This window comes from Lutibacter flavus, assembly GCF_900188355.1.
GTDB classification, from domain to species: Bacteria; Bacteroidota; Bacteroidia; order Flavobacteriales; family Flavobacteriaceae; genus Lutibacter; species Lutibacter flavus.
Window position 1 is genome coordinate 1,203,467 of record NZ_FZNX01000001.1, and the last position, 20,460, is coordinate 1,223,926.

21 protein-coding genes are annotated in these 20,460 nt (G+C 28.9%); 13 read left to right on the forward strand and 8 right to left on the reverse strand.

The genetic code is table 11. The features are described 5' to 3' along the window. Position 1 precedes the first annotated feature (1 nt). From fdhD to CHB63_RS05310, 4 genes are all read left to right on the forward strand, one after another. On the forward strand, positions 2-775 hold the full coding sequence (gene fdhD, locus CHB63_RS05300) for a formate dehydrogenase accessory sulfurtransferase FdhD (protein ID WP_089377359.1): 774 nt from the start codon (positions 2-4) through the stop codon (positions 773-775). Between the two features lie 405 nt (positions 776-1,180). After that, positions 1,181-1,312 (forward strand): hypothetical protein, encoded by a 132-nt coding sequence (locus CHB63_RS17405; RefSeq protein ID WP_262494203.1) that lies wholly within the window; start codon positions 1,181-1,183, stop codon positions 1,310-1,312. A 142-nt stretch (positions 1,313-1,454) separates the two neighbouring features. After that, a complete protein-coding gene (locus CHB63_RS05305) occupies positions 1,455-1,937 on the forward strand; it encodes a hypothetical protein (protein WP_089377360.1) in 483 nt (160 codons plus the stop codon). A gap of 143 nt (positions 1,938-2,080) precedes the next feature. Then, complete coding sequence (locus tag CHB63_RS05310; protein WP_089377361.1) at positions 2,081-3,052, forward strand: type I phosphomannose isomerase catalytic subunit; 972 nt, start codon at positions 2,081-2,083, stop codon at positions 3,050-3,052. Between the two features lie 51 nt (positions 3,053-3,103). Here the strand turns inward: CHB63_RS05310 and CHB63_RS05315 are convergent, their stop codons facing one another. Beyond that, positions 3,104-3,631 carry a peroxiredoxin gene (locus tag CHB63_RS05315; RefSeq protein ID WP_317043589.1) on the reverse strand — a complete coding sequence of 176 codons (528 nt, stop codon included), beginning with the start codon at positions 3,629-3,631 and terminating at the stop codon, positions 3,104-3,106. A 55-nt stretch (positions 3,632-3,686) separates the two neighbouring features. Between CHB63_RS05315 and CHB63_RS05320 the strand changes: the two genes are divergently transcribed. The 3 genes from CHB63_RS05320 to CHB63_RS05330 all read left to right on the forward strand — a co-directional run bounded on the left by CHB63_RS05320 (position 3,687) and on the right by CHB63_RS05330 (position 5,607). Further along, entirely contained in the window at positions 3,687-4,694 is a 1,008-nt protein-coding gene (locus CHB63_RS05320) for an adenosine deaminase (protein ID WP_089377362.1), read from the forward strand. Positions 4,695-4,730: 36 nt separating this feature from the next. After that, complete coding sequence (locus tag CHB63_RS05325) at positions 4,731-5,321, forward strand: coiled-coil domain-containing protein (protein ID WP_089377363.1); 591 nt, start codon at positions 4,731-4,733, stop codon at positions 5,319-5,321. A 76-nt stretch (positions 5,322-5,397) separates the two neighbouring features. Continuing rightward, complete coding sequence (locus CHB63_RS05330; RefSeq protein ID WP_089377364.1) at positions 5,398-5,607, forward strand: YgaP family membrane protein; 210 nt, start codon at positions 5,398-5,400, stop codon at positions 5,605-5,607. 28 nt (positions 5,608-5,635) lie between these two features. On the opposite strand, the gene CHB63_RS05335 is transcribed toward CHB63_RS05330, so the two are convergent. Continuing rightward, positions 5,636-6,046 (reverse strand): 6-pyruvoyl trahydropterin synthase family protein, encoded by a 411-nt coding sequence (locus CHB63_RS05335; protein WP_089377365.1) that lies wholly within the window; start codon positions 6,044-6,046, stop codon positions 5,636-5,638. 2 nt (positions 6,047-6,048) lie between these two features. Next, complete coding sequence (idi, locus tag CHB63_RS05340) at positions 6,049-6,567, reverse strand: isopentenyl-diphosphate Delta-isomerase (protein ID WP_089377366.1); 519 nt, start codon at positions 6,565-6,567, stop codon at positions 6,049-6,051. Between the two features lie 324 nt (positions 6,568-6,891). On the opposite strand from idi, the gene CHB63_RS05345 reads away from it, so the two are divergent. Both CHB63_RS05345 and CHB63_RS05350 read left to right on the forward strand, forming a co-directional pair. After that, on the forward strand, positions 6,892-7,338 hold the full coding sequence (locus tag CHB63_RS05345; RefSeq protein WP_089377367.1) for a MarR family winged helix-turn-helix transcriptional regulator: 447 nt from the start codon (positions 6,892-6,894) through the stop codon (positions 7,336-7,338). A gap of 73 nt (positions 7,339-7,411) precedes the next feature. Beyond that, entirely contained in the window at positions 7,412-9,001 is a 1,590-nt protein-coding gene (locus CHB63_RS05350; protein WP_089377368.1) for a peptide chain release factor 3, read from the forward strand. Positions 9,002-9,063: 62 nt separating this feature from the next. Here the strand turns inward: CHB63_RS05350 and CHB63_RS05355 are convergent, their stop codons facing one another. Further along, the gene (locus CHB63_RS05355) at positions 9,064-10,299 is read right to left on the reverse strand and encodes an ABC transporter permease (RefSeq protein WP_089377369.1); all 1,236 of its coding nucleotides are present in this window, start codon (positions 10,297-10,299) and stop codon (positions 9,064-9,066) included. Positions 10,300-10,307: 8 nt separating this feature from the next. Between CHB63_RS05355 and CHB63_RS05360 the strand changes: the two genes are divergently transcribed. Next, entirely contained in the window at positions 10,308-11,549 is a 1,242-nt protein-coding gene (locus CHB63_RS05360) for an exo-beta-N-acetylmuramidase NamZ family protein (protein ID WP_089377596.1), read from the forward strand. Between the two features lie 6 nt (positions 11,550-11,555). On the opposite strand, the gene CHB63_RS05365 is transcribed toward CHB63_RS05360, so the two are convergent. From CHB63_RS05365 to CHB63_RS05375, 3 genes are all read right to left on the reverse strand, one after another. Then, positions 11,556-13,082 (reverse strand): glycoside hydrolase family 32 protein, encoded by a 1,527-nt coding sequence (locus CHB63_RS05365; RefSeq protein ID WP_089377370.1) that lies wholly within the window; start codon positions 13,080-13,082, stop codon positions 11,556-11,558. Positions 13,083-13,092: 10 nt separating this feature from the next. Next, positions 13,093-14,409 carry a sugar porter family MFS transporter gene (locus tag CHB63_RS05370; RefSeq protein WP_089377371.1) on the reverse strand — a complete coding sequence of 439 codons (1,317 nt, stop codon included), beginning with the start codon at positions 14,407-14,409 and terminating at the stop codon, positions 13,093-13,095. A gap of 168 nt (positions 14,410-14,577) precedes the next feature. Next, complete coding sequence (locus CHB63_RS05375) at positions 14,578-15,075, reverse strand: YkgJ family cysteine cluster protein (RefSeq protein ID WP_089377372.1); 498 nt, start codon at positions 15,073-15,075, stop codon at positions 14,578-14,580. Between the two features lie 76 nt (positions 15,076-15,151). Here CHB63_RS05375 and CHB63_RS05380 point away from each other — a divergent pair, with 76 nt between their 5' ends. Continuing rightward, entirely contained in the window at positions 15,152-16,681 is a 1,530-nt protein-coding gene (locus CHB63_RS05380; RefSeq protein ID WP_089377373.1) for a serine hydrolase, read from the forward strand. 47 nt (positions 16,682-16,728) lie between these two features. Then, positions 16,729-18,498 carry an arginine--tRNA ligase gene (argS, locus tag CHB63_RS05385; RefSeq protein WP_089377374.1) on the forward strand — a complete coding sequence of 590 codons (1,770 nt, stop codon included), beginning with the start codon at positions 16,729-16,731 and terminating at the stop codon, positions 18,496-18,498. 61 nt (positions 18,499-18,559) lie between these two features. Here argS and CHB63_RS05390 read toward each other — a convergent pair whose 3' ends face one another. Beyond that, positions 18,560-18,928 carry a hypothetical protein gene (locus tag CHB63_RS05390; RefSeq protein ID WP_089377375.1) on the reverse strand — a complete coding sequence of 123 codons (369 nt, stop codon included), beginning with the start codon at positions 18,926-18,928 and terminating at the stop codon, positions 18,560-18,562. A 110-nt stretch (positions 18,929-19,038) separates the two neighbouring features. Here CHB63_RS05390 and lpdA point away from each other — a divergent pair, with 110 nt between their 5' ends. Further along, on the forward strand, positions 19,039-20,427 hold the full coding sequence (gene lpdA, locus CHB63_RS05395) for a dihydrolipoyl dehydrogenase (RefSeq protein ID WP_089377376.1): 1,389 nt from the start codon (positions 19,039-19,041) through the stop codon (positions 20,425-20,427). Positions 20,428-20,460 lie beyond the last annotated feature (33 nt).

Below are 20,460 nucleotides of genomic sequence, written 5' to 3' on the forward strand. Positions count from 1 at the left end.
TATGCAAACATTAATTTACGAAGGATTACAACTAAATAATGGTGACTCAAAAAAAGTTAAAGATGCTTTAGTTGTTGAAGCTGCTCTACAAATTAACATTAATAGCAAACCATATACGGTTGTAATGAGAACTCCTGGAGATGATTTTGAATTAATTCGTGGTTTATTTTATGCTGAAGACATTTATAAAAACAAAGAAAATTTGGAGTTTGAAATAATAGAAAAACGTGAAAATGGATTTTCAATAATTAATACTAAAATTTCAAAAGTACTTTTAGGTAAAGGTTATTTAAACAAACGCACATTACTTTCGGTTTCTTCCTGTGGAATTTGTGGAAAGCAAAAACTAGAAGATATTTCGGTCGAAGGAAAAAAATTAGTAACTACTTTTAATTTTGACTCTCATAAAATTGAAACAATGTTTTCGGAAATGAAACTACAACAAGAAACTTTTGAATTATCCGGAGGATCACATGCAGCCGCACTTTTCAATTCTTCTTACGAATTAATAAATGTTAAAGAAGATATTGGCAGACATAATGCAGTTGATAAAGTTATTGGAGAACTTCTAATTAACCAATCTATTAAAAATGCAAATTGTTTATTAGTGAGCGGCCGTGTTTCTTATGAAATAATCTCTAAAGCTTTTATTGCTAAAATACCTTATGTAATTGCTATTTCAGCTTGTTCAACTTTGGCTGTAGATTTTGCAAAAGAATTTGGAATTTGCCTTATTGGATTTTCAAGAGGTAAAAAAGCAACCTTCTACTCTTAGAAAAATAAACAAAATACACGATTTAACACATAAAATGCATATTTTTATAAATACTTGGTAAACATTAATATTTATTATACCTTTGTTTTGTAAGAGCGTCCCTATAATTGCAAATTTTTACGGAGAGAATTTGTAATTCACTGATTTTGACAGTAGAATACCCAATTTTATTGATAAATAAGTCAGTTTTGCTTTTAATTATCTCCAAAATAGAAGTTTTATTTATTAAAATTTTGAAACGTTTTCAACTCAAATTACAAATTAAATAACTGTAATAGAGATGATTAAAAGTTTAAATTTTCTTTATTTTTAAAAATAGTTAAAAATAAAGCAGGACATTTTTTGATTAAACGTAAGTTTTTTCTAAATTTGAGGTTCTTACTAATCATTTAATTCTTACAAATAATGAAAAAATTAAAATTAATTTTCGGATTGCTTATGGTATCTGCTTTTGTTGCAGTAACAGTTTTAACTATCACTTCTTCAGACGATCAAGCTATTAGAAAAGACAGAATTGTTGTTCCTAGAAACGGATAAATAAGTTTTTAACAACATATAACACTTATTTTTTATTTAAAAATTTGACACCACAAAGAATTTATTTTTTTGTGGTTTTCTGTTGTTTTAATTTGAAATATTAATTTATAGTTATATATTTATTGATTAAATACCCCGATCAATGATTAAGAATACAAAAAAATCCTCATTACTTATAGGAAGTATCATTATTGTAATGATCATTTTTATACCATATTTACTTTATATTCATGCATTTATAGATGAGAATATTGAAAATTACAGCACATTCTTCGGTACTATAAAAGGTGGACAATATACATATGCTCAAACTTACATTTATATATTATTCTCAAAATTAGCACCTTTATTTTTTCTTTTCATTTGGTTTTTAACCAATAAACATTGGTGGGTTCACGCGCTGATTATACCAATATCAGTTTATATTTTTCAAACAGTATCAATAATTAATGATAGTGAAGAAGTTGTTGATAATGTTGAATTTATTTACACGGTACCAATTGCTGTAGTTGTACTGTTAATTTTGTATTTTGTAAGAAGTAAAATATCTACTTATATTCAAGCTGTTGATTTAAAAAGAGAAATGGATGAAAATATGCAAGGCCCTAAAACCTTTGGGGAGTAGCATTAACTTTATAATAACTACTTTTTTATTTAAAATATCAATGATTGCATAAATATCATTGAATTTTACATATTTATTCATTTATTTTTGTCTTCTAAAATTTATTTTACAATTATTATTATCAATTTTTCTATACAAAAAAAATGAACTTATATCCTTTAAAATTTGAGCCACTTTATAAATATCGTATTTGGGGTGGTGAAAAATTAAAAACTGTTTTAAATAAAAATTATAACGACCAAAACATTGGTGAATCTTGGGAAATCTCTGATGTTAAAGGAGATGAAACTAAAGTTATAAACGGAGATCTTGAAGGTTTCACTTTAAAACAATTGATTCAAAAATTTAAAGGAGATTTTGTTGGAAAGCATGTTTATGAAACTTACGGTGATGAATTTCCATTACTTATTAAATTTATTGATGCTAAAACACCGTTATCAATTCAGGTTCATCCTAGTGATGAATTGGCAAAAGAACGACATGATTCATTTGGAAAAAATGAAATGTGGTATATTATGCAATCAGACGAAGGAGCTGAGCTAATTGCTGGTTTTAAAGGAAAAGTTTCAAAAGAAACTTATAAAAAACATCTTAAAAATTCAACTATTACCTCTATTTTAAATGTTGAAAAAGTAAAAGAAGGAGATACTTTTTATATTCCTACTGGAAGAGTTCATGCGATTGGTTCTGGAGTTCTATTAGCCGAAATTCAGCAAACCTCTGATATTACTTATCGAATCTACGATTATGATAGAGTTGATAGTAAAACTGGAGAACAAAGAGAATTACATAATGATTTAGCAATTGATGTTATTGATTATAAGGTACATGATAATTATAAAACAGAATACTTAAAAGAGAAAAATGTTTCAAACACTTTAGTCCATTCTCCTTATTTTAAAACAAATATCATTTTTTTAGCAGGCGAAATTGAAAAAGATTATTCCAAACTCGATTCTTTTGTTATTTATATTTGTGTTGACGGTGAATTTGATTTAGAATGTGAAAATACAATATATTCATTAAAAAAAGGGGAAACTATTTTAATACCTGCTTCAATTGATACTATTAGATTAAAAGGAGATTCAGCAAAAATATTAGAAGTTTCTTTATAAACTACTAAAGAAGAAATTTAGGGTTAACATTATTTATAAATAATGTTAACCCTAAATTTCTTTTAGTTTTTTCAAGGCATTTTTGATATGCTTTTCGGCCCCAAACTGACTATTAAATATATATTGAACAATTCCATTTTTATCAACAATATAAGTTACTCTACCCGGTAAAAAAATTAAACTATTTGGCACTCCAAAAAGTTTTCGAACTTTATTTTCTGTATCAGCTAATAAAATAAAAGGCAAATTATATTTCTCTTCAAACTTTTTATGCGATGCAACATTATCACCACTAATTCCTATTACTAAAGAACCTAAATCGGTAAATTTTTCAAAATCATCCCTAAATTTACAAGCCTCTTTTACACATCCTGGAGTATCCTCTTTCGGGTAAAAATAGATAACCATTGGTTGATTTATTTCATCATTTACAGTAAATAAATTTCCGTTTTGATCTATTAAGGTAAATGCAGGAACAGTATTTCCAACTTCAATTTTCTTCATGGCTGAATTATTATTTTTTGAAATAAGGATTAATGCTAATATAATAATGGCAATTATAAAAATTATTTTTTTCATTTTTAAATTTTCAACAAATATCAAATAAAAATAATGAAATACGTATTTTCGTAAAATGAAGTTATTTATTGAGAATTTACCTAAAGCAGAATTACATTTACATATCGAAGGATCCTTTGAGCCTAGTTTAATGTTTAAAATTGCTGAAAGGAATAAAATAGAAATCCCTTTTAATTCTATTGAAGAAATTGAAAAAGCTTATAATTTTAATTGTTTACAAGATTTTCTTGATATCTATTACCAAAGTGCTAATGTGTTAATTAAAGAGCAAGATTTTTACGATTTAACCTATAGTTATTTAGAAAAATGCGCAGCACAAAATGTTCGACATACCGAAATTATGTTTGACCCTCAAACACATACTAAAAGAGGAGTTTCTTTTAAAACAGTAATTGATGGAATAACAAAAGCTTGTGAAGCTGCTGAAGAAAATATAGGTGTAACTTCTTTATTAATAATGAGTTACTTACGTCATTTAAGCGAAGAAGATGCATTTAAAACATTAAAAGAATCGATACCGTTTAAAAATAAAATAACTGCAGTAGGCTTAGATTCCTCCGAACAAGGAAACCCTCCATCAAAATTTAAAAATGTTTTTGAAGCTTCTGTAAATGAAGGGTATATTCCGGTAGCACACGCAGGTGAAGAAGGTCCGGCAGCATATGTTTGGGAGGCAATTGATATTTTAGGAATTAAAAGAATTGATCACGGAAACAATTGTTTGCAAGATGAATCTTTAATAAAAGAAATAGTGAAACGCGATATGGCCTTAACTATTTGCCCACTTTCTAATACTTCTTTGCATGTTGTTGATGATTTAAAAAACCATCCATTAAAAAAGATGCTTGATTTAGGTTTAAAAGCAACCATAAACTCGGATGATCCAGCTTATTTTGGGGGACAGGTAAATAGAAATTATATAGAAATCCAAAAAGCTCTAAACCTTAGTAAATCAGACTTATACCTGTTAGCTCAAAACTCTTTTAAGTATTCATTACTAAATGAAGATAAGAAACAACAATATTTGAACGAATTAGAAGTTTATTACATAAATAACAAGTAATTTTAGCCCCTAAAATAAAATCAAATTAAAAATCAAATGAAAAAAAGTACATTTTCACTATTAATTATCTTATTTATCTCAATTAATTTATTTAGTCAAACTAACAAACAATTTGATGATTCAGGATCTATAAAAGATCAATTTGACAATTTAATTAACAATTCTAACAAATACCAAGATTACAAGGTTGTTAAGTTAAATTGGCTGCAACAACTTAAAACTAACGTAAATGATTCTTTAAGTGTTTCGAAAAAAGAGATTTTGAGTTCTTCTAATATTATAAACTCTCAAAAAAATAAAATTGATAGTTTAAAAACAGCACTGAGTTCAACAAAAACGGAGATAAGTACATTAAATAGCCAAATTGAAAGTATTTCGTTTTTAGGAATTCAATTTGAAAAGGGATTATTTAAAACAATAATGTTATCTATAATTGGTGCATTAGCTTTAATTTTAATATTCTTTATTTCTAAATTTAAACAAAGTAATAGTATTACTAAACAAACTAAAAATGATTTAAAGGAAGTTGAAGAAGAATATGAAGATCATAGAAAAAAAGCATTAGAAAGAGAGCAAAAAGTAATGCGAAAACTACAGGATGAACTAAATAAACAGAAAAAAGACTAACTGAATTAACATTCTATTATATTTATCTTAAATTATACCTTAAATTTAAACCACATTAATTAAAAATTTTTTGACAATGAAAAAAAACATGGGAAACTCAGATAAATTGATAAGATTATTAATTGCTGTTGTAATTGCTGCTTTGTATTACACAAAAGTAATTGATGGTACAGTTGCTATTGTTTTAATGGCGGTTGGTATAATTTTACTATTAACCAGTTTACTAAATTTTTGTCCGCTTTACAAAATATTTGGATTAAATACCTGTAAAATCCCTAAAAATTAGGCGATTTCTATACGTTTTTCATCAAAAATTAATCTCCGGAATAAGTTACGAAGTTTCTTGGCGTTTCATAAAGTGTAATTGTCAATTCTAAATTATTTTCGATTTTAGATCGTAATTTATTCCAAATAATAACTGAAATATTCTCTGCAGTTGGGTTTAAAGTTTTAAACTCAGGAACTTCTTCATTTAAATTTTTATGGTCAAATTGGTCTTCAATTTCAGTTTCAATAAGAGATTTTAAAATTTTCATATCCATTACAAATCCAGTCTCCGGATGTATTTCACCTTTTACAGATACAATTAATTCATAATTATGACCGTGATAATTAGGATTTGCACATTTTCCAAACACATTAGCGTTACGGGCATCGGTCCAATCAGCATTGTATAATCTATGTGCTGCGTTAAAATGTGCTTTTCTATTTACGGTTACTTTCATTTTTATTGCTTTATAAAATCGTAAAATTTTTCAAAAATTATTTTAAACCACTCTGTATAAATCTCAGGTTTTAAATCAATATCTTCTTTAACCTCTTCAACAGTCATAAATTTATAACTTTCTACCTCTTCCCTATTTATTTTAGGCTTACCATTATAATAACCAACCATAATATGGTCTAATTCATGTTCGGTCAATCCATTATCAAAAGGAGCTTTATAAATAAATGAAGTTTTTTCTTCCAACTCACAAACAAAACCCATTTCTTCTTGCAAACGTCTTTTACCAGCTTCAATATTTGTTTCTCCATTCCGTTGATGACTACAACAGGTATTTGTCCATAATAAAGGTGAATGGTATTTATCAGCTGCACGTTGTTGCAACATTAATTGGTTTTTATTATTAAAAACAAATACAGAAAATGCTCTATGTAAAACAGCTTTTTCATGTGCTTCCATTTTTGGCATTAACCCAATTTGTTCATCTTTCTCATTCACTAAAATTACTTGTTCTTCTATCATATTTTTATAAAACACAAATTTACAATTTTAAACATAGAGAATAAAATAAAATTAAAATTTTATATATCGCTTATTATCATATACTTACGTAGTTTAACATAATATTTAGAAAACATTAACAATTTATATGTTGTAACATCTAATGTTTAAACTTATTTTTGCATTGAAAATATATGTTATTACAATTAGCTATATTTTAAGTTAAATTGTTCTTCTGGAGCAATTAATTAATGTTCTTTTTTATTAAATAGATTGTGTAAAATAAACTATAACTAGTTGAAAATTGCACAGTCTTTTTTTTATTTTTGTATAAATTAAGTATTTATGAAAGTTCCAGATGAATTAAAAAGTGCAAAAGATAATGAATTCCTTAGAGCAAGGTTAAACATACATTTTACTCATAATTATTTAAAATATCATTTATTAGATGTTATAAAACCAATAAAATTACCTCTTAATCAATTTACGGTTTTAAGAATCTTAAAAGTTGAATACCCTGAAAACTGCTCAATAAACGGTATTAAAGAACAAATGTTTGATAAAAATTCTGACGTTAGCCGGTTGGTTGATAGATTATTAGTTAAAAAATTGGTTGTTAGAAAAGAATGTAAAACAGACAGAAGACAAAAAGAGATTCAAATTACCCAACGTGGTATTGATTTATTCAAAAAAATAAACAATCATGATGACCTTTTAAACAGTAGAATAAATCATTTATCGCTTGAAGAAGTTACGCAATTAAATAATCTTTTAGAAAAAATTAGAATTTAACTCTTCTTATCTTAAAGTTCCAATTGCCAATTCATCTATTTAGCCATATATTTGCCCACTTAAAAATTAACAGATGAGTTTTTTAAAAGAAATAAAACGCAGAAGAACTTTTGGAATTATATCACATCCAGATGCTGGTAAAACAACTTTAACTGAAAAGTTATTATTGTTTGGTGGTGCAATTCAGGAAGCTGGAGCTGTAAAAAACAATAAAATAAAGAAAGGAGCAACTTCCGATTTTATGGAAATTGAGCGCCAACGTGGTATTTCTGTTGCTACATCTGTTTTGGCTTTTATTTATAAAGACAAAAAAATAAATATTCTGGATACTCCAGGACATAAGGATTTTGCTGAAGATACTTTTAGAACACTAACTGCTGTAGACAGCGTAATTGTTGTAATTGATGTTGCAAAAGGTGTTGAAGAACAAACGGAAAAATTGGTTGAAGTTTGTAGAATGCGTAAAATTCCAATGATTGTTTTCATCAACAAAATGGATCGTGAAGGAAAAGATGCTTTTGATTTATTGGATGAGGTGGAGCAAAAATTAGGTTTGCGCGTTACTCCTTTAAGTTTTCCTATTGGAATGGGATACGATTTTAAAGGTATTTACAATATCTATGGAAAAAAAATAAATCTATTTTCTGGGGATAATAAACAAACTGTTTCTGCAGGTGTCGAATTTACTGATATTTCTACCCCTGAATTAGACGGAATTATTGGAGGTAAGGCTGCCGAAACATTGAGAGAGGAATTAGAATTAGTTACTGAGGTTTATCCTGATTTTAACAAAGAAGAATATTTAAATGGAGATTTACAACCTGTGTTTTTTGGATCTGCATTAAATAATTTTGGAGTAAAAGAATTATTAGACTGTTTTATAGAAATTGCTCCTACTCCACAACCTAAAAAATCAGAAGAACGATTAATTGATTCAAAGGAAGAAAAATTAACTGGTTTTGTATTTAAAATACATGCCAATATGGATCCAAATCATAGAAATCGATTGGCTTTTATAAAAATTGTTTCTGGAACGTTTAAACGAAATGCACCCTATTTACATGTGCGTTTAAATAAAAAAATGAAGTTTTCCAGTCCAAATGCTTTTTTTGCTGAAAAGAAAGAAATTGTTGACGAATCATTTCCTGGAGATATTGTTGGTATTCAAGATACTGGAAATTTTAAAATTGGAGATACCTTAACTGAAGGTGAAAACTTAAACTTTAAAGGTATTCCTAGCTTCTCTCCTGAACATTTCCGTTACGTAAATAATGCTGACCCATTAAAATCTAAACAATTATATAAAGGTTTAGACCAATTAATGGATGAAGGGGTTGCGCAATTATTTACACTCGATTTAAATGGAAGAAAAATAATTGGAACTGTTGGAGCTTTACAATATGAAGTTATTCAGTACAGACTTGAGCACGAATATGGAGCAAAATGTAGTTATGAAAACTTACCGGTTCACAAAGCTTGTTGGGTTGAGCCACAAGATCCTAAAAACGAAGAATTTAAAGAATTTAAGCGCGTAAAACAACGATTTTTAGCAAAAGACAAACAAGGACAATTGGTGTTTTTAGCTGATTCTTCGTTTACAATTCAAATGACTCAAAGCAAATATCCTTCAGTAAAATTGCACTTTACAAGTGAGTTTAATTAATTTTCGGTTGAAATTATTTGTCATTCCTGCGTAGGCAGGAATCCACCTATTCTAAACAAAAACTATTCGAATTTTATAGATTTAACTGGGTCAATTTTTGAAATAATTAATGTTGGTATTATTAACATTATTAAACAAAGTAACAACGTTCCTATATTTAATAAAATTATATACCAAAAGTCCAAATATACGGGAGCTTCACTAACGTAGTAAGTTTCCGGATTTAAGGTAATTACACCAAAATACTTTTGAATAAATAAAATTGTTAATCCAATTAAATTTCCCCAAAAAAGCCCTTTTAAAACTAAATAAGCAGCATTGTATAAAAATACTTTTCTTATACTAACATTATTACTCCCTAAGGCTTTTAAAATACCAATCATTTGAGTTCTTTCCAGTATTAAAACTAACAAAGCAGTAATCATATTAATACCTGCAACCAAAATCATAATAACAATTATTAGGTAAATATTATTATCAAAAAGGCTAATCCACTCAAATATACCTGGATATTTATCCATAATACTTTGGCTATTTAACGTTGAAGCTGTTTGAGTATAAACTTCATCACTTTTTATTTTAATATCCTTAAAATCATTTATTAAAACTTCAAAACCTCCAACTTCATCTTCAGTCCATCTATTCATTTTTTGAATATGTCTAATATCGGCAATTACAAAATTCTCATCAAACTCCTGAAAACCAGAATTGTAAACACCAACTACCTTAACTACTCGTATCCAAGGAGCTTTTGACGGATTTTCTTTTACAAAAAGGATATTGAATTTATCCCCCAAATTAATATTTAAACGGTTCGATATTTCTTTGGAAATTAAAACATCATTTGATACTTCCCCATAAAAATCAGGAATTTTCCCTTCAACTAAATATTCTTCAAAAAAAGTCCAATCATAATCTTTAGCAACACCTTTAAAGATGATTCCTTCAAAATCGGTTTCAGTTCTTATAATTCCACCTTTTGTGGCAAATACCTGAACGTTTTTAATATCACTAACATTCTTAAATTCCGGATAAAATTCCTGATTTTTAGAAACAGGTTCTAGCGTTATCTCCGAATTATTATTATCGAAATTTGTGATTTGAATATGGCCATTAAAACCCGAAAGCTTTTCACGAATTTTCTGTTGTAGTCCAAAACCAGTTGCAATTGCAATCATCATAACAACCATTCCCACTGCAATAGCCAAAATTGCAATTTTTATTATTGGTGATGAAATACTACTTTTATACTGTTTTGCAGCAATTATACGTTTTGCAAGAAATAATTCGTAATTCAATTTTATTTATGATTTCAATGTCGTTCAAAAATACATATTTCTTATTGGTTTTTTTATTGTTTTTTAGTTTGATTTCTTGTGGGCAATCTAAAAATTCTAAAACACAATCAAACCCAACAAATATTGCAAGCAAAACTGACTCAATTTTAATTGAAGATATTCTTTCTGGAGCCCAGCAAACTAATTTATATTTACAACTTTTAAAAGATAAAAACATTGCCGTAGTTGCAAATCAAACTTCTGTAATTTTTAAAGACGAACACTATACACATATGGTTGATAGCTTATTAACTAAAGGGATTACCATAAAAAAAGTGTTTTCTCCAGAACATGGTTTTAGAGGGAAAGCTGATGCCAGTGAAGAAATAGCAGATGGAATTGATCTAAAAACAGGTCTGCCAATTGTTTCTTTATACGGTAAAAACAAAAAGCCAACCAACGAACAATTAAATGGAATTGATATTGTTGTTTTTGACATACAAGATGTTGGAGTGCGGTTTTACACCTATATTTCAACATTACATTATGTTATGGAAGCCTGTGCCGAAAATGGAATTCCTGTTATTGTTTTGGACAGACCAAACCCAAACGGACATTATGTTGATGGGCCAACCTTGGAAACTGAGCATAAAAGTTTTGTTGGTATGCACCCTGTTCCGTTGGTTTATGGTTTGACAATTGGAGAATATGCTCAACTAATAAATGGAGAAAAATGGCTAAAAAACAATGTAAAATGTGATTTAACTATTATTCCTTTAAAAAATTATACACATAATAGTGAGTATAATCTCCCAATCAGACCTTCTCCAAATTTACCAAATAATAAGTCTATAAACTTATATCCAAGTCTTGGTTTTTTTGAAGGAACAACAATAAATGCAGGAAGAGGAACTGAAAATCAGTTTCAACAATATGGCGCTCCATTTTTTTCTGAAAGTGATTTTAGCTATACCCCACAGCCAAATTTCGGTTCAAAATATCCAAAACATGATGGGAAATTATGCTATGGTGTAAATTTAAAAAATGTTGAAAAATTAAACTCTGTGAACATTGAGTATTTAATTGATGCCTATAATAAAACCCCTAAAACTGAAAACTTTTTTGGCCCAACATTTACAGTTCACGCGGGTAATACCAAATTAGAAAATCAAATTAAGAACGGATTAACTGCCAAAGAAATTCACGATTCCTGGCAACCAAAAATTGAAGCGTTTAAAAAAATTAGAGCAAAATACTTAATGTATAAATAAACGTTTTTAGTTTTCAGAAATTGAATCAATTGGATAAATAGTTACCAACTCTGCATCACCACTAATAGAAATACTTTTATAAGGTTCGTTTGGAAAAACCAATTCTGTAATTACTCTTTCTCCGTTATTAATAAAAATTTCTATAGATGCCTTATCAACAAAAACCTCTATTTTATGAATTCTAATTCCATTAAGAGGAACTTCATGAATCGCAGGAAACACATCATTAAAAGAACCAATTCCTGCTAATTTTCTATCAACAAATAATTTATCTTCAATCACAGATATTTTCAAAACTTCATTTAAACGATTCGCTAAATTTATACTAAACGCTTCCGAAGTAATTTTATCAATTTCTAATAAATAAGTAGCTGCTAAAACTTCAAATTCGTTGTTTTTTTCAATAATTCCTTTTGATAAAATCGATTGAAGTTCTTCAACTGGTATACTATTTACAATATATCCATTTTCAGTTTCTTGCAATGTTAATTCTCTAGGAATCGTCATTGCGCTTCTCCAACTATATGTTGGCACTTCTCTTGCATACTGCCAATTACTAAGCCATCCCATAAATAATCTTCTTCCATCATTTTCAGGTATATCGCTAAACGTAATTCCTGCATAATTATCAGCGCCGTAATCTAACCACTTAATTTCCTTTTCAGATGTTGTAAATGTGTTTCCGTCAAAATCACCTATAAAATATTGTGTAGCAGAACCTCCTTGTGGACCTCCCGGATTAATACTGACTAATAACACCCATTTTTCAACTCCATTTTGATCTATTAACGGAAATAAATCCGGGCATTCCCAAACACCGTCATGACTTCCATTATCAGCACCAAACTGGCCTTCAAGCTTCCAACTTTTCAAATCCTTTGAACTATAAAACGCTATGTGGTTTTTAACAGCCAAGCTCATTATCCATTTATTTTCTTTCGCATACCAAAATACCTTAGGGTCTCTAAAATCTTTAATCCCTGGATTTGTAATTACTGGATTATTTTGATACTTAATCCAGGTCCGACCTTTATCTATACTATATGCAATTCCTTGTGTTTGAAAATCTATAGTTCCAGCTTTTTCACCTTCCATACTATGATACGTAAAGATTGCAACCATTGGAGAATTTTTTTTTGTCCCAAATCCAGAAGTATTTTCCCAATCAATTACCGCACTACCACTAAAAATATAACCCAATTCATCTGGATATAACGCTATAGGTAAATGTTCCCAACGTATTATGTCTTTTGAAACTGCATGTCCCCAGTGCATAGGCCCCCAAACATTATCATCAGGATAGAATTGATAAAAAAGATGATATTCACCTTCATAAAAAACCATTCCATTAGGATCATTCATCCAGCCCGTTTTAGGTGTAAAATGAAAATTTGGTCTGTATTGTTCCCCGGTAATTGAGTCTTTTAAAAAAGAAGGTTTTTCAGTTGCTGTTTTTGGTTTTTTATCGCAACCAACAAGCAACGTCATTAAAAATGCAATTAGAAAAAGAAATTTAAAAGAATTAGTTTTCATACCTATATTTCTATTGTTTGATTAATTTTTTACTCAGCTCTTCCAACGAAACTCCTTTTGTTTCCGGCATTACATAAAATACAAATAGCAATTGGAAAACCATCATAATTGTAAATATTAAAAATACAACTCCAGCCCCAATTGTTGAGAATAACATTGGCACTAAAGAAGGAATAATGGCTGCTAATACCCAATGTGTTGACGAACCAAATGATTGTCCGCTTGCTCTTAAATGATTCGGGAATATTTCAGAAATAAATACCCAAATTACAGCACCTTGTCCTATTGCATGTGAAGCTATAAATAAAAATAAAAATATTGGAACTGCCATTCCCTGCCATCCTAGAAAAAATGCTGTTGATACTAATCCTAATGATATAATATATCCAACAGAGCCAATGTACATTAATGTTTTTCTACCTAATTTATCTATTAAAGAAACACCTAACAAGGTAAATATTAAGTTGGTAACACCAATACCAATACTACTTAACAATGCTGTACTTTCTCCTAGACCAGCCTCTTCAAATATTCTTGGCGCGTAATATAAAAAGGCATTTATACCTGAAAGTTGATTGAAAAATGCTATAAAAAATGCCAAGATTAATGGAAACCTATATTTTTTCATAAAAATAGTTTCTCCAGGGAGCTCTCTCTCATTTTCGGCCTTAATTTCGGCAAGAACTTCATCTATATTCTCATTCGGATTGATAATTTCCAATACTTCCTTAGCTTCTGAAATTTTGTTTTTTGAAATAAGCCATCTTGGACTTTTAGGAACGTAAAACACTAATAATGTGTATATAATAGCAGGAAATGCCTCTATTCCTATCATCCAACGCCAAGCATTTTCACCAATATTTCTTAATAAATAATTAGACAAAAAAGCGATTAAAATACCCAAAACAATATTAAATTGGTAGAGTGCTACTAAACGACCTCTATTTTTTGCCGGTGCAATTTCAGAAACATAAGCCGGTGCCGCAATGGTTGATGCTCCAACACCTAAACCTCCCAAAAACCTAAAAAAAGCAAAACTCCATGGGTCATTGACCAATGATGAGCCTATTGCTGAAACCACATAAAATAAACCGATAATTATTAAGGTGTTTTTTCTTCCTAGCTTGTTGGTTGGAATTCCCCCAAACAAGGCTCCTACAACAGTTCCCCATAAAGCCATTGCCATTACTACAGAACCATGAAAAGCATCTGAAGAACCCCATAATAATTGTAATTTTTTATCTGCTCCGGAAATAACAACTGTATCAAAGCCAAAAAGAAAACCTGCCAAAGCAGCAACAATTGACCATCTTAAAATTTTATTCATAATTAATCATTTGAACTTTGTTAATTCTGCTATTCAATAACATTTTAAATATAAACTATTAAAATAAGTACAGATTGTTTAAAAACAATAACAAGACATTTTGTAGTACAAAAACGTTTTCGATTTATAAAATGCTAAATAAAAAACCCGTTAAAATAAATTACTATTTTATAATGGTAATTTCAGTTTTAATGCCTCAATAATATTATAAGTAGCCGGACAAAGTTCTATATTCTTTAAGGTTAAATCTGTAATTTGAATGAATTTTCTTCGGTTAGTGTGTGGGTATTCACTACAGGCTTTAGGTCTTACATCATAAATCATACAAGAATTATCATTCAAATCTAAAAAAGAACAAGGTGAAGTTTTTAAAACATAAAAATCATCGGCATCTCTTTCTAAATATTGTGAAACAAAATTCACAACTTTCATTTTAAAATGCTTTGATATACGCTGAATATCTTTTTCTGTAAATATTGGACTGGTTGTTTTACAACAATTTCCACAAGTTAAACAGTCCGTTTTTTTAAACTCTTTAGTATGTAATTCTTGCATAACCACATCTAAATTTTTTGGTGTTCTCTTTTTTAGTTTCTGAAAATATTTTTTATTCTCAACTAATTTTTCCTTTGCTAATTCTGGCAGTTCATTTAAAAAATTTTCCATACTGCAAATATATAAATGTTAGTTGTTTGTATCAGCAATTATATTTATTATTAAATTCGTAACCTAAATCTATTTTATGAAATTTTTTAAACTTTTTATCCTTCTTTCTTTTGTTAGCATTACACTGTTTTCACAAACAAAAGAACAATTAAATCATTTAGACACTTATTTTCAAAAATCTTTAGACGAATGGCAAGTACCCGGAATGGCAATTGCAATAGTAAATGCCGATTCTATAGTTTTTAGCAAAGGATATGGTTTTGCAAATATTATAAAAAAGACAAAAGTAGATAACCATACTTTATTTGCAGTAGCTTCCAATTCTAAAGCGTTTACAGCGGCTGCAATTGCGAAGTTAATTGAAGAAGGCAAGCTAAATTGGGATGATAAAGTGATTGATTATTTACCCTATTTTAAAATGTATAACGATTATGTAACTGCAAATTTTACTATTACAGATTTGTTATGCCATAGAAGTGGATTAGAAACTTTTAGTGGAGATTTATTATGGTATGGAACTACTTTAACTGCAGAAGAAATAATTGCTGCTCAAAAATATTTAAAACCTAAATACGAATTTAGAACAACATTTGGCTATTCTAACATTGCCTATTTAACCGCTGGAATAATTATTGAAAAAATCTCTGGTAAATCTTGGCAAGAGTACATTAAAAATAATTTTATTGATCCTCTTGAAATGAATAGAACTTTAACTTCAACCACTCAAATTAAAAAAACAACAAATGTTGCAACACCTTATTATTATGAAAATGAAAAAAACCAAGAACTTAATTGGGTAAATTGGGATAATATTGCTCCTGCAGGAGCAATAATTAGCTCAGTTAACGACTTTTCTAAATGGTTACAGTTAAATATTAATAAAGGTAATTTCAAAGAAACATCTTTTTTTAATGAAAATAGCTTCAATAAATTAACAACACCACATGTAAACTTTGAAGTTGGTAAAAACACAGAAAATGTACATTTTAAATCCTATGGATTAGGATGGAATCTTCAGGATTATGAAGGAGTTAAAATTATTTCACACGGAGGTGGTTACGATGGTATGATTTCAAAGTCATTTTTTATTCCTGGAAAAGAACTGGGAGTTGTAATACTAACCAATAGTTTAAACTGGGTTCCAAGTGCTTTAACAAAGAAAATTTTAGAAGTTTTAATCACCAATAATTTAAATGGAAATGACTGGTCAGCTAATTATTTAAATTATAAAAAATCTAGTGATAGTATTGCTATAGTAAAACATAATAAAAGTGAATTACAAAGAGGCAAATTAAATAAAAACCACTTTGAATTAAAGAAATATACGGGTGTTTTTAAAGATATAATGTATGGAACGGTTACGGTTTCAGAACAAAATAACCTACTTCATTTTAAAATGGATGCAACCCCAATTTTTTATGCTTATTTAAATCATTGGAATCACCACATTTTTACATTCAGATTTCCAAAGCACTTAAGTTCTTTACCAGAAGGAAAATTATGGTTTGATTTAAATAAAAATGGAGAAATTACTAAGTTGCATATAGATGTTCCAAATCCAGATTTTGATTTTACTGAATTTGAGTTTATAAAACAGTTAAAATAATATTGAATTTAGTACTTTTGCATTTCGAAATAATTTAGCAAAAAAATATGCAAAACATTTTAGAAACAGCAATTAAAGCAGGGTTTAAAGAAATTTACAAAACAGATATTGAATCTGTCGAATTTCAAGCTACAAGAAAAGATTTTGAAGGAGATATAACAATTGTTGTTTTTGCATTTTTACGCTTTGTAAAAGGGAACCCAGTAGAAATAGGTACACAAATTGGTGAATATTTAAAAGAAAACGTTGATGAAGTTTCCGATTTTAATGTTGTAAAAGGCTTTTTAAATTTAGTGATTTCTGATTCTTATTTTGTATCAAATTTCAATACTATAAAAAATACTAAAGAGTTTGGATTTTCTTCGCCAAAAGCTAATGAAAAAGCTGTAATGGTGGAATATTCTTCACCAAACACTAACAAACCTTTGCATTTAGGTCATATTAGAAATAATTTATTGGGTTATTCAGTTGCCGAAATAATGAAAGCTTCAGGTAAAAAAGTTTATAAAACTCAAATTATTAACGATCGTGGAATTCATATTTGCAAAAGTATGTTGGCTTGGCAACGATTTGGAAACGGGGAAACTCCTGAAAGTACAGGTTTAAAAGGTGATAAATTAGTTGGTAATTATTATGTAGCTTTTGATAAAGCATATAAAAAAGAAATAGCTCAACTTATTGCTGAAGGAAAAACTGAAGAAGAAGCAAAAAAACAAGCTCCAATTTTATTAGAAGCTCAGCAAATGCTTTTAAAATGGGAAGCTGGAGATGAAGCTGTAGTTAAACTTTGGAAAACAATGAACCAATGGGTTTATGAAGGTTTTGACCAAACATATAAAGAACTTGGTGTTGATTTTGACAAGAACTATTATGAAAGTAACACCTACTTATTGGGAAAAGATGTAGTTGCTGACGGACTTAAAAAAGGTGTTTTTTATAAAAAAGAAGATGGATCTGTTTGGATTGATTTAACTGATGAAGGTTTAGATGAAAAAATAGTTTTAAGATCCGATGGTACTGCTGTTTATATGACTCAAGATATTGGAACTGCTATTGAGCGTTTTAAAGATTTCGATTTAGACGAACTTGTGTATACCGTTGGAAATGAGCAAGATTATCATTTTAAAGTCTTATTTTTAATTTTAGAAAAATTAGGATTTGATTGGGCTAAAAATTTATACCATTTATCTTATGGAATGGTAGATTTACCAAGTGGAAAAATGAAATCTAGAGAAGGTACTGTTGTTGATGCAGATGATTTAATGATAGAAATGACAAATACTGCCAGAGAAATTTCACAAGAACTAGGTAAATTAGAAGGTTATAAAATAGAAGAAAGAGAAGAATTATACAAAACTATTGGATTAGGAGCTCTAAAATATTACATATTAAAAGTAGATCCAAAGAAAAGAATTTTATTTGACCCTGAGGAATCTGTTGATTTTGCAGGAAATACCGGGCCTTTTATTCAATATACCTATGCAAGAATTCAATCTATTTTAAGAAAAGCAGATTTTGACTACTCTATAGAAATAACTGATATTGAATTACATAGCAAAGAAAAAGAATTAATGAAACAAGTTTTATTATTTCCAGAAACAATTCAAAGTGCTGCTAACAATCACAGTCCGGCATTAATAGCTAATTATACATACGAATTAGTAAAGCTTTATAATTCTTTTTATCAAACAGTGCCAATTTTAGGATGTGAAGATTTGAATGAAAAAATATTTAGAACGCAATTATCTTCTAAAGTATCAGAAATTATAAAATCAGCATTTAAATTATTAGGAATAAATGTTCCTAGTAGAATGTAGTAATTAATTTATAAAACAAAAAAAGGTTAGCATTGCTAACCTTTTTTTGTTTTATAAATTTCTATACCTCTATATTATCAGATAAGTCTTCTTCTATTTTATCTGTTGTATTTTTACCTTTTTCTTTTACTTTTTTAGCAATATTTTTTCCACCTTTCGCGAAATCTTCAACTTTATCAGATACAGTTTCGACAACATCACCAACTTTATCTTTAGTTTTTTTAAATACTTCTTCCGCAGATTCCGAAACATCATCAGCAACATCTTTCACCTTATCCATAGCTTTACTTGCCATTTCTTTTGCATTTTCACGCACATCTTTTGTGGCTTCCATAGCATCTTCAGCTAAATCTTTAACTTCTTCAAAAGTATTTTTTGTAACTTTTTTAGCGCTACCGAATAATTTTTTAATTGAATCTAATATTCCCATAGTTAACAATTTAAATATATGTGTACTATTTATGTATTTCTTATATCATTATAAGTTTTTTTATTGAAAATCTTTGTAAATTCGCGCTGTAATTTACTAAAGATTAAAGAATGAAATACGACGTAATTATTATTGGAAGTGGTCCTGGAGGATACGTTACCGCTATTAGAGCTTCTCAACTTGGATTTAAAGTTGCTGTAGTTGAAAAAGAAAATTTAGGTGGGATTTGTTTAAACTGGGGTTGTATTCCAACCAAAGCGCTATTAAAAAGTGCTCAAGTTTATGACTATCTGAAGCATGTAGACGAATATGGTTTAAAAGCTGAAGCAATCGATAAAGATTTTGATGCAGTTATTAAACGTAGCAGAAACGTTGCTGAAGGAATGAGTAAAGGAGTTCAATTTTTAATGAAAAAAAATAAAATTGACGTTATTGATGGTTTCGGAAAAATTAAAACTGGTAAAAAAGTTGATGTTACTGATGCTGATGGTAAAGTAACTGAATACAGTGCTACTAATATAATAATTGCGACTGGAGCGCGCTCTAGAGAATTACCTAATTTACCGCAAGATGGTAAAAAAGTTATTGGATATAGACAAGCCATGACCTTACCAAAACAACCTAAAAAACTTATTGTTGTAGGTTCTGGTGCTATAGGTGTTGAGTTTGCTCATTTTTACAATTCAATGGGAACAGAAGTTACCATTGTAGAATTTTTACCAAACTTAGTTCCTTTAGAAGATATTGATGTTTCAAAACAATTTGAACGATCTTTCAAAAAATCTGGAATTAAAGTAATGACTAATTCATCTGTAGAGTCAGTTGATACTTCAGGAAAAGGTGTAAAAGCAGTTGTTAAAACCAAAAAAGGTGAAGAAATTTTAGAAGCTGATATCGTTCTTTCTGCTGTCGGAATTAAATCTAATATTGAAAATCTTGGATTAGAAGATGTTGGTATTGTAACTGATAGAGATAAAATACTAGTAAATGACTTTTACCAAACAAATATCCCGGGATATTATGCAATTGGTGATGTTGTACCTGGTCCTGCATTAGCACACGTTGCTTCTGCTGAAGGTATTACTTGTGTAGAAAAACTTGCTGGTTTACATACTGAAAAAGTTGATTATGGAAACGTTCCGGGTTGTACATATGCTACACCTGAAATTGCAAGTGTTGGTTTAACTGAAGTACAAGCCAAAGAACAAGGATACGATTTAAAAGTTGGAAAATTCCCGTTCTCTGCATCTGGAAAAGCAAAAGCTGCTGGAACTCCTGATGGTTTTGTTAAAGTAATTTTTGATGCAAAATATGGTGAGTGGTTAGGTTGCCATATGATTGGTGCTGGTGTTACTGATATGATTGCTGAAGCTGTTTTAGGTAGAAAACTAGAAACTACAGGACATGAAGTTTTAAAGACAATTCATCCTCATCCAACAATGAGTGAAGCTGTTATGGAAGCTGTTGCTGATGCGTATGATGAAGTGATTCACTTATAATATAAGTTAAATATATTTTAAAAGTCCAAGCGC

Bases quoted from the DNA above. Each gene is read 5' to 3' on its own strand.
- fdhD (WP_089377359.1), top strand. From the start codon at position 2: ATGCAAACATTAATTTACGAAGGATTACAACTAAATAATGGTGACTCA.
- CHB63_RS17405 (WP_262494203.1), top strand. From the start codon at position 1,181: ATGAAAAAATTAAAATTAATTTTCGGATTGCTTATGGTATCTGCTTTT.
- CHB63_RS05305 (WP_089377360.1), top strand. From the start codon at position 1,455: ATGATTAAGAATACAAAAAAATCCTCATTACTTATAGGAAGTATCATT.
- CHB63_RS05310 (WP_089377361.1), top strand. From the start codon at position 2,081: ATGAACTTATATCCTTTAAAATTTGAGCCACTTTATAAATATCGTATT.
- CHB63_RS05315 (WP_317043589.1), bottom strand. From the start codon at position 3,631: ATGAAAAAAATAATTTTTATAATTGCCATTATTATATTAGCATTAATC.
- CHB63_RS05320 (WP_089377362.1), top strand. From the start codon at position 3,687: ATGAAGTTATTTATTGAGAATTTACCTAAAGCAGAATTACATTTACAT.
- CHB63_RS05325 (WP_089377363.1), top strand. From the start codon at position 4,731: ATGAAAAAAAGTACATTTTCACTATTAATTATCTTATTTATCTCAATT.
- CHB63_RS05330 (WP_089377364.1), top strand. From the start codon at position 5,398: ATGAAAAAAAACATGGGAAACTCAGATAAATTGATAAGATTATTAATT.
- CHB63_RS05335 (WP_089377365.1), bottom strand. From the start codon at position 6,046: ATGAAAGTAACCGTAAATAGAAAAGCACATTTTAACGCAGCACATAGA.
- idi (WP_089377366.1), bottom strand. From the start codon at position 6,567: ATGATAGAAGAACAAGTAATTTTAGTGAATGAGAAAGATGAACAAATT.
- CHB63_RS05345 (WP_089377367.1), top strand. From the start codon at position 6,892: ATGAAAGTTCCAGATGAATTAAAAAGTGCAAAAGATAATGAATTCCTT.
- CHB63_RS05350 (WP_089377368.1), top strand. From the start codon at position 7,412: ATGAGTTTTTTAAAAGAAATAAAACGCAGAAGAACTTTTGGAATTATA.
- CHB63_RS05360 (WP_089377596.1), top strand. From the start codon at position 10,308: ATGATTTCAATGTCGTTCAAAAATACATATTTCTTATTGGTTTTTTTA.
- CHB63_RS05365 (WP_089377370.1), bottom strand. From the start codon at position 13,082: ATGAAAACTAATTCTTTTAAATTTCTTTTTCTAATTGCATTTTTAATG.
- CHB63_RS05370 (WP_089377371.1), bottom strand. From the start codon at position 14,409: ATGAATAAAATTTTAAGATGGTCAATTGTTGCTGCTTTGGCAGGTTTT.
- CHB63_RS05375 (WP_089377372.1), bottom strand. From the start codon at position 15,075: ATGGAAAATTTTTTAAATGAACTGCCAGAATTAGCAAAGGAAAAATTA.
- CHB63_RS05380 (WP_089377373.1), top strand. From the start codon at position 15,152: ATGAAATTTTTTAAACTTTTTATCCTTCTTTCTTTTGTTAGCATTACA.
- argS (WP_089377374.1), top strand. From the start codon at position 16,729: ATGCAAAACATTTTAGAAACAGCAATTAAAGCAGGGTTTAAAGAAATT.
- CHB63_RS05390 (WP_089377375.1), bottom strand. From the start codon at position 18,928: ATGGGAATATTAGATTCAATTAAAAAATTATTCGGTAGCGCTAAAAAA.
- lpdA (WP_089377376.1), top strand. From the start codon at position 19,039: ATGAAATACGACGTAATTATTATTGGAAGTGGTCCTGGAGGATACGTT.